Source organism: Mangrovicoccus sp. HB161399, from assembly GCF_013184745.1.
GTDB lineage: Bacteria > Pseudomonadota > Alphaproteobacteria > Rhodobacterales > Rhodobacteraceae > Mangrovicoccus.
The window spans coordinates 1-8,659 of record NZ_JAATVU010000135.1; the positions used below are offsets into that span (position 1 = coordinate 1).

Sequence of the window (8,659 nt, forward strand, 5' to 3'; positions counted from 1 at the left end):
AAACCACTATTCCCGGTCGCCAACCCATTGTTTTCATTATGCACGGGGAGGCGCAACCCGCCGAAATCGCGATTTAGCTGTCGAACCTGGGCTTTCTGCGTTCCGTACGCTATCGCATACGCGCGCGACTACGGCCTGCCTGACGGCCACCTGTTCGCGCTCCACTACGACACTCTTTACCGTGCCGGGGCGCGCATGGAGGACTTCACAAGGTACGCCCCCACCACCGAAAAATAGGACAGGGGACTGACATTCCACGCGAGAACCCACGCCTGGCTGCTCGCAAGCGCCGCGCCAAACTCAAGGCGAAGATGAACCAGCCAAAGGACGAGGCGCATGATCGCTTCCTCGTCGTTTCTGGACACAGCGCTGCGGCGCTGACCATGATGATGGATTCGCTGGCCAAGATCGCCAGATAGCCCACTGTCTTCGGAGGGCAGCGCGACACGCCATGTTCCGGCAGTGTTCCGCAAAATCCCCGCATTTGTTCACTGCCTGGATCACCCATTCTGACCTGTACCTGTGGCGCGCCACAGAAACGCCAAGATCACCGCCTTGAAGAAACCACCGAGAAGGAGACCAACATGCTTCGCATCTTCAACCGCAAGAGCACCGACAACGACCCGTTCTGCGGGGTCGCCATGGGGGACAAGGTGAAGGACACCCTGACGGGCTTCACCGGGGTGGTGATCGCCCACGCCGAGCACATGACCGGCTGCAACCAGCTGTACGTTCTGCCGCAGTCCGAGAAGGAGAACGAGATCAAGGACGGTCACTGGTTCGACATCGAGCGCATCGAGAAGATCGGCGATCGCGCCGTCGTTGTGGAGGCCCGCCTGACTGGTGCAGATGTTCCCGCTCCTCGGGCCGATGGCGCCAGGCTGCGGATCAGCAGTTCAGCCGTTTGACGGTCAGCCAGCCGTTGACGCCGAAACATCGGACGATGGCTTACAATTAAAGGACGCGAATGGCGTCCTCAACAGCTCTATCGTAGTTCCTCAAACCGGAAAGAATGGTTTCGACCTCATGCACAGCAGAACTACGGGTCTCGGACGTTGTAATTCTTGAAGTGTGAGCCACCCCTCCACGCTTTTCTCCAAATGCATCCATTGCACTCGCCGTAACGGTATCAACCTCTTCTGGATCTATTCCCACTGACAAGAGAATTTTCTTTTGATCCTTTATTTTGATTCCGTGATTGTCCTTCACGTCCCTCAAGTAATTCCTTTTTGCAATAGCGACAAATGTATTTAGGTTCTCCACAACCTCTTTTCGTATCGACTTCCGAGAGGTTTCCTCTGAAAACTGGGCGACTGTCTCGAATGCAACCAAACTCGCCACACATGAATTGATCTTTTTAGTTGTCAGAAAATTACTTACGCTTTCATTCACCAACCTCTTGGCAATCTCCTCCAAATACTCTTCAAACGCAGCATGCGTCAGAAGAATATAGGACTGAACCTTTAAGTGATGAAGCACAGTATCGTTGGAGACGTCAGGAACTCCGCGCAAGACTGACTTGTAAGACCGAATATTCTTTCGCAGCTTCCTGTAATCTTCAGATGGAAGAGCCATGGAAATACTATCACTCCAACACTACAATGTCAGGGATCTCCAGAGCCACCCCATATTCACCTTGAATGGCCCGGTAAAATATCTCAAACCTTGTCTTTGTAGCATGTGGAGTCTTTGTTGCAAATTCGACAGCCCGCGTAAAATCTTGCCGGGCAGCAACAGACTCATACACGGCTTTGAACGTTTCTGGTTCTAGGAGGGCAACCTCTCGCACACGCTCGTCAGAAAGCGCACCGACCTGAACATCAAACACCGCTCTATTGAAACGCGACTCATATTCACCATCCGAAAATTTCCGACAAAACTTCCTATATGGAAAAATATCAAGACCGACCCCGATTGCCTCACTCATTTTAGTGAGCTCATCTTCTATGTATCGGCGAAATTCCCTGTCATTCCCAAAACGATCGTTAAATTCGACGCAAGTCCTGTCCAAGAAATCCTTAAGGTCTCCCGCGTACGGCGTAATACGCGTAGAAAATGCCAAATGCCGAATTGAAAGCTCGACATCAGACATTCTTGGATCTGGCTTCGCCCTCCCAAGAAGGCGATGGAGAGGGCCCAATTCTTCTGTCCAAGCCACGATATACTTAAGAAACTCGCCAGGGTGGAGCGACATCCTAAGCTCCATTGGAGAAAGCTTCACGGAACCTGAATTCAACCGGTAGAAAATTTCATACAAAACCTTTTCCGTTGTCCAGTTCCTTATTACTGCAGTACGCTGTGTTGTATTCATCAAACGATCATGCCAATCGTCATCCTCTTCAATCTCACGCCACCGCTTGCCTTCAAGCTCCTTGAGAATTCTAAGCTTCTTAAGCGGAAATTCATTCTCAATGAAACCCTTCAGAGCCAACAGCCGCTGCTTTCCATCAAGGACAAGATAAGAGTTTTTCTTTCCGGCACGTGACGAAAGAAGAATTTGTGGGATTGGAATTCCAAGAAAAACAGATTCGATGAAATTCGACCTACCGATATCAGACCAAACATTTCTTCTCTGAAAGTCTGGGCTTAAGTCGATTTGCCTGCCGATCTGCGAATAGAGGCTTCCAATCGTCCAATCAGCCGGCTGAATTAAAAGATCTTCAAATACTTCTCCAGAGAGCTCCAGCTCAACAGACTCCTCCGTAGCATCAAAGAGTTCTCCATTTTCATCAACCTCTGACATTAGGCACCCCCGGAAAATCAAAGTAAGTTAGCTCTCCCACAATTGAAACGAAGGGCGCAAGACCTTCTCTGCGCGCCTTCTGACGCGCCAACGCTTCCGGAACCACCCCCCCTCTGACTCAACCCATTTACCCGCGCTTCCTTCATGGATGACGACAAGGTCGACATGCCTGAATCCTGCTCCAGTGGAGGCAAGGTGGTTGCGCGATCTGTTCCAAGTATGTTCTACGTCAGCTAGGCCACTGACCGGAGCTTTCCTTATGTCCAGAATCGATTATCAACCGGCCAATGCTAAGCTGAACGGCGCATACTTCACGCCAGATGCAGTGGTTCGCTCGCTCGTCTCTTGGGCAGTCCAAGATGAAACGGACCTCATGCTGGATCCGAGTTGCGGCGACGGGAGGTTCCTTGCCGGTCACGTCAACTCGGTAGGCGTGGAGCAAGATCCTGCCTCGGCCTCCGTTGCCAAGGCACGGGCGGCAGGAGCGTTGGTGCATGAAGGCGATTTTTTCCGCTGGGCGGCGAACACCGAACTGCGCTTCGACTGCGCGGCTGGCAACCCGCCGTTCATCCGCTACCAGCTCTTCAAGGGAGAGACGCGCGCCGCCGCTCAGGCATTGTGCCGCCGCTCAGGGGCGCAGTTCTCCGGCCTTGCTTCATCTTGGGCCCCCTTTCTCGTGGCCGCGGGCAGCTTGGTCAAGCCAGGCGGCCGGATGGCCTTCGTGGTGCCGGCCGAGATCGGTCACGCACCTTACGCGGCCCCGCTTTTGGAATGGCTTGCGAGCCAATTTGCTCATGTTCAACTTATTGCCGTACGCGACAAGCTGTTTCCGGAGCTGTCAGAAGATTGCTGGCTGCTTTACGCGGAGGGCCGCGGAGAAAGCACGCACCATCTGTCGTTGACAAGGCTGTCCAATTTCTCGGCCAGCAATGCGCCCCCGAAGGTGGACGTTGAGGTTCCGCTCGAAGAGTGGCGGGAGACATGGAACCGGCGCCTGCGCCCCTTCCTTCTGTCTCCCGACCAAAGGCAAATTTACCTCGACGCAACCATGGCCGAAGGCAGCCGTCGGCTGAGCGACATTGCGACCGCGGGCATCGGCTATGTGAGCGGCGCAAACAACTTCTTCCACCTCCGCCCATCCGAAGCAAAAGCCTGGGGCATTCCCAGAACGGTTCTGACGCCCGCAATCCGAAATGCACGGAGCTTGCCTAGCGCTGCGTTGAAGGTGTCAGACCTTCGCCGGATGGAGCGCGATGATGCACCCATGCTCCTTCTGAACTTGCGCAACCAGGATAAGCTACCGGCCTCGGTGCGTCGATATCTGGATAGTACTGCAGGAAAGCAGGCTCGAACGGGTTTCAAATGCCGCAACCGCGCGCAATGGTATGCCGTTCCCGACGTGAGGATCCCCGACTACTTCCTGGCCTACATGTCCGGTCGCAGCGTGGCCTTGGTCGAAAATGAGGCCAAGGCGACCTGTACGAACAGTCTTCACGCGGTGACACTGCATAGAGAGGCCGATCGGCCGGCGCTCGCCGCCGCGCATGCCTCGAAGTTCTTCCAGCTTTCCTGCGAGCTCGAAGGGCACCCCTTGGGCGGCGGCATGTTGAAACTTGAGCCTCGCGAAGCTGCCCGGATCGTGATCCCTACTCCGGAAAGGATAGCCGCTCTCGACGACGAATTGATCGGCGACGCCATTTCCGAACTTCAGCGGTGGCGGCACTATGCCGATTGAGGTGGAACGCGGACGGATGCAGTGCCGCCTCGTCACGGCCGCCGAAGCACTGGAGCACTTCGCGACATTTTCGGGCCAAACTCAGAGTCAGCAGCACATCAAGCCGCTGCATTGGTACGTCGCCTGCCGCCTAGTGCTCGAAGGCGGCTTTCCACCTGAGGATATCACTCCGCACCCGCCGTTTCGAACCGTTTCCAAGGGCAGTCAGCGCAGCCTAATTTACGACGAGAGCGTTGCCACAAATGCCGAGCGCACGATCCTCGGAGGCCTGAAGACCAAAAATGTCGACGTCGTGGTGACGAAGGACGGAATCGGCCCTGTGATGGCGATCTCGGTGAAGGGCACCATCGGGGCGTTTCGAAATCTCACCAACCGGATGGAAGAAGCCGTCGGTGACTGCACCAATCTACACATCACCTATCCGGCCTTGGTAGCGGGGTTCATGACTGTGCTGCGAGCCAACCGGAAGATCGATGCCGCAGTCCAGGTTCTCCCGGGCGAAGGCAGCCAGCCAGAGCGGGCCATCCAGAAGAACGACGTGGCTATCGGCGTCGGCGGAGAGCCCGTCGAGACTATTATCCGCTACCATAACGCGTTGCGCGAATTGGCAGGGCGACGGGGAATCCGCGACGACGTCAGCAGCTACGAAGCGGTTTCGATGGCCCTCGTGAGTTCGAACCATGGAACACCTGGTGATTTGATCATGGGGTTCCCGGCTGTGGATAGCGCTGTTCACCCCGCCAAGTTCTTTTCGAAGATCTACCGTGTGTATGATGAGCGATACGTATTCTCAGCGCCAGACATCCGCACGCTGACAGCCCGGAGAGAATGGACCGAGCTGACTGATCTGCCAATTAGTCCGGATCAGCTAGGTTACGAAATCCGCCGAGCGAATTAGAATAGCGGCTCCATTTAGGAAATGGCATGCGGGGCCGCTTGCTTCACCCCTCCGGCTCCCACCGCGCGCCATCCATCTGGTTCGCCCCGGCATCCCACCCGAGCCGCGTCTCCACCACCTGCCCCGCCGCGTGGCACACCGAGCACCGCAGCCGCGCCACCAGCGCGGGCCGGTCGAACGCAGCCAGGTCAGGCACAAGCACCCGGCCCCAATGGCCGCAGCGGCAGAGAGCGTGGAAAAAATGGGGCAATCTGATAGGTGGAGCGCACCGCATTGCTTCGAATCTGAATATCTGAAATTCCTTCAAACGTGAGCAATGGAGTATTATGAGGGACTCATGAAATTAGTAATCGCATTGATACTATCGGTGCTATCAGCCGTTGGGACGGAGGCTGCAGCGGTAACTTTTGACCTCGAACAGACGCAAGTCATGGGTGGCTCAAACACGTCATACAATTTCGGTTCGTGGGTCCGCAACTATCCTACCGCGCATCCGACTCAGTTCTCGGCGTCGATCAGCGGGCGCGAGCGGCTGTGTCCAATACAAGATGGCCCGCAGGGCGTTGGCTGCTACGACTTCGACTACGTATATATGCCTGAATACAGCCCGGGCGAACAAATCTCCACCCTGTCGCGCGGCGTATCAACGGCGTCGGGACCATTGCTGGTTCAGGGGTCATTTTATTTCTCTCTGGACCAGGATTCGTTCCCTGGGTCCGGACAGTTCGGCTATTTTGTCAACGACTCCTATACTTTGCTCAGCACTGGGCCGCTTCAGGGGTCAAGCTGGGACTCGCTGTGGATGACTGGAACGTTCCTTTTCAATGTGGCTGACGGGGACGAATGGGGCTTCTACTTTGCGCGCCCCGATATCAATGCCGCCGGGGGATACGCCAATATAGATGGGAAGGCGGCATATCCAGCGCCCATTCCTGTCCCGGCAGCAGGCGTGCTGCTTCTGTCTGGCCTAGCCGCAGTGTCTGTCTGCCGCCGCACCAAAAAGGCCCCTCAGACCTCCGGCTCGACATAGGCCGCCAGCCCCAGCCCATCGCAGAGCGCCTGGAACTGCTCCCGGGCGTTCTCCGTGGCGGGCACCACCGAGAACGCGACCCCCGCCACCATGGCCGGGTCAGGCACGATCACCGGACCACCGCCGACCGAGATGCCAAGCTCTGGCGCGTTCCAGAAATCGACGGTGGACTGCATGGCCACGCCGCTGGCGCCATAGTGGGTGATCGTCGTGCCGTCCGGCGTCAACGGCACGGAGAAGGAAGGGCCCTGCCCCATGCCCTCGGAAAATGCCCTCGCCGTCTCGACCTGTTCCGCCGTCACGATGCTGGCGATCCGCCAGATGTATGCCGTGCTCATAGCGTCACCCCGCATTTGCTGGCGAGCCATGCCTCGACCGCGGCAAGTTCTGCAGCAGAAATAGATGCCGCCAAGACTCCGCCATAGAAATCCACTTCGCAGCGCTGCAAGCCTCCGGTATGCGCGCCGATTGACACCACGGCGATGTCCGCGTCCGGCCATGCATCCGAGGCTGAGCCAGTGACGGCACCGTTGATCCGCGTTTCGAGCGCTCCGCTTGTCAGCACGCTGGAATAGACAGCCTCCGTTCCGGCGACACCTGAATTGTTGGCCGTAATGCGCGACGTGAAGGACGTGCCGTTGATGGCCTGCCGCACGGTGTCTGCGGCAACAGCCGATAGCCCTGACAGTGAATCCGCCCGGTTTGCGGCGGCAGCCTCCATGGCCGTTCCAGCCGAGCCATTGTAGGTGAGATTCGCGGCGCAGGCCATCAGGCCGAGTGCAGAGGCGCTAGATGCCAGCGTGCAGATCAGCCGGTCATCGACCCCATCCGACGACAACCAGTGCAGGCCACCGGAGGTATGATAGACCGGGCGGGCTGCTGCCGTCGCTTGCAGCAGGTGGTTCCCGTTCCCGCTCTTGTCGTCCATGCGCCCGACCGGATCGCCGTCGGCAGTGACAGGGATAGTACCTGCCGAGTCCTGCCAGAGCGTGGACAGGTCGCTTGGGTCGTACTCTGCAAGCAGGCTGGCGATATCCCCGACACCTCCCCATCCCGCCCGCATGCCGACATGCATGCAGGCGCCAATTCCGATGCCGATCATGCCGTCACCACTGCCGGGCCATTTTCAAGTGGGCTGCTCAGCCAGGCGGCATGCGCCGCAAATTCATCTGCCATGGGTCGGCCTTCTTATGGAGAAAGATCAGGCAGGCCCCGGACAGATGCCGGGGCCTTGGGTTGGCTCATGCGGTTCCGGCAAGGTTGCCGATCTCGGCCTCTGTCAGGTGGCCGGTGAAGATGCCGGTCCTGCCGTAGCTGTTGCCCTGCACGCCCGTTGTCCGGCCAACGTCCAGGTAGGTCCGGTCTGCGGCAGCGGCGGACGTGTAGTGCGTCCAGACCCGGAAATATCCGCCCATGTCGATGGCCCCCTGGGCGATGCCAGCGGACGACACTCCATCGGTCGCAAACGCCAGGGTCGTCAGCGAGTTGATGTCCCCGTTGACTTGGCGCAGCGTGAAGTAGCCGTTGCCGGTATCCAGAGGGGCATCGTCCCGCATGTCGCAGACCACGGTGTAGTCGCCCGCGCCAAGCTGGGGCATCCCGAGCCCGTCAAGGCTGTCCGCCCGGATGTACTGCGTATCCGCCAGGGCGAGCCAGCCAGCCGTGAGCGTCTGCCCGCCGCTCCAAACCGTATCGGAGAAGTCGGAGGACACAAGGCTGCTGGACCAGGACAGGGTGGACGCAACGGTTGCGAAGGAGAAGTTCGCTGCATCACTCGGGGTGCCGAGAGCCGTTTCCACAAGGCCCGCCGGAAGGGTGACCACGAAGGTTCCGTCTGTCGCCATGTCCGCATCAGGGGTGATGGTCAGCACCGTGCCGCTGACGCTGGCAGTGAACGCCACCGGGCTGCCTCCCTCGGTCAGCGTTGGACTGCCGACAAGCGTCACGTCCTGATCGTAGGTGACGGTGATCGCCGCATCGACCGCAACGCTGGTCTGTCCGCTGGCCGGGTAGGTCGAGAGGATGGCAGGTGCCGGTTCCACGACCCCGCCGAGAGACGCAAGCTCCGCCTCGGTGGAGTGGCCGTTGAACAGCGCCGGGTTGCGGTAGCTGGTGCTCTGGACAGACGAGACGTGGCCGAGATCCAGGATGACCCGGCTATCCCCGGTGCCGGACACGGTGATGTGGACCCAGAAGCGGACCATGCCGGACCCGAGCGGCATCACGCCAACCGACACGAACCCTGCTGCCGCG

At 58.3% G+C, this 8,659-nt stretch carries 9 protein-coding genes; 4 read left to right on the top strand and 5 right to left on the bottom strand.

The annotated features are described in order from the left end of the window. Positions 1-584: 584 nt before the first annotated feature. Positions 585-908 carry a hypothetical protein gene (locus HCC78_RS30695; protein WP_172332544.1) on the top strand — a complete coding sequence of 108 codons (324 nt, stop codon included), beginning with the start codon at positions 585-587 and terminating at the stop codon, positions 906-908. Positions 909-954: 46 nt separating this feature from the next. Here the strand turns inward: HCC78_RS30695 and HCC78_RS30700 are convergent, their stop codons facing one another. After that, positions 955-1,575, bottom strand: a complete 621-nt coding sequence (locus HCC78_RS30700; RefSeq protein WP_172332545.1) for a HEPN domain-containing protein — start codon at positions 1,573-1,575, stop codon at positions 955-957. Positions 1,576-1,585: 10 nt separating this feature from the next. After that, positions 1,586-2,743 (bottom strand): DUF262 domain-containing protein, encoded by a 1,158-nt coding sequence (locus HCC78_RS30705; RefSeq protein WP_172332546.1) that lies wholly within the window; start codon positions 2,741-2,743, stop codon positions 1,586-1,588. 259 nt (positions 2,744-3,002) lie between these two features. Here HCC78_RS30705 and HCC78_RS30710 point away from each other — a divergent pair, with 259 nt between their 5' ends. The 3 genes from HCC78_RS30710 (at position 3,003) to HCC78_RS30720 (ending at position 6,406) form a co-directional block, all read left to right on the top strand. Then, the gene (locus tag HCC78_RS30710) at positions 3,003-4,478 is read left to right on the top strand and encodes an Eco57I restriction-modification methylase domain-containing protein (protein WP_172332547.1); all 1,476 of its coding nucleotides are present in this window, start codon (positions 3,003-3,005) and stop codon (positions 4,476-4,478) included. Next, complete coding sequence (locus HCC78_RS30715) at positions 4,468-5,376, top strand: hypothetical protein (RefSeq protein WP_172332548.1); 909 nt, start codon at positions 4,468-4,470, stop codon at positions 5,374-5,376. Before HCC78_RS30710 ends, HCC78_RS30715 begins: the two co-directional genes overlap by 11 nt. Positions 5,377-5,713: 337 nt before the next feature. Then, positions 5,714-6,406: a VPLPA-CTERM sorting domain-containing protein gene (locus tag HCC78_RS30720; protein WP_172332549.1), complete on the top strand. Its 693-nt coding sequence runs from the start codon at positions 5,714-5,716 to the stop codon at positions 6,404-6,406. Here the strand turns inward: HCC78_RS30720 and HCC78_RS30725 are convergent. From HCC78_RS30725 to HCC78_RS30735, 3 genes are all read right to left on the bottom strand, one after another. Next, positions 6,385-6,744 (bottom strand): hypothetical protein, encoded by a 360-nt coding sequence (locus HCC78_RS30725; RefSeq protein WP_172332550.1) that lies wholly within the window; start codon positions 6,742-6,744, stop codon positions 6,385-6,387. The genes HCC78_RS30720 and HCC78_RS30725 overlap by 22 nt on opposite strands. Beyond that, a complete protein-coding gene (locus HCC78_RS30730) occupies positions 6,741-7,508 on the bottom strand; it encodes a hypothetical protein (RefSeq protein ID WP_172332551.1) in 768 nt (255 codons plus the stop codon). The genes HCC78_RS30725 and HCC78_RS30730 overlap by 4 nt, the downstream gene beginning before the upstream one ends. A 139-nt stretch (positions 7,509-7,647) precedes the next feature. After that, positions 7,648-8,659 (bottom strand): Ig-like domain-containing protein (locus HCC78_RS30735; RefSeq protein ID WP_172332552.1); only part of this gene is annotated, 1,012 nt, incomplete at its 5' end.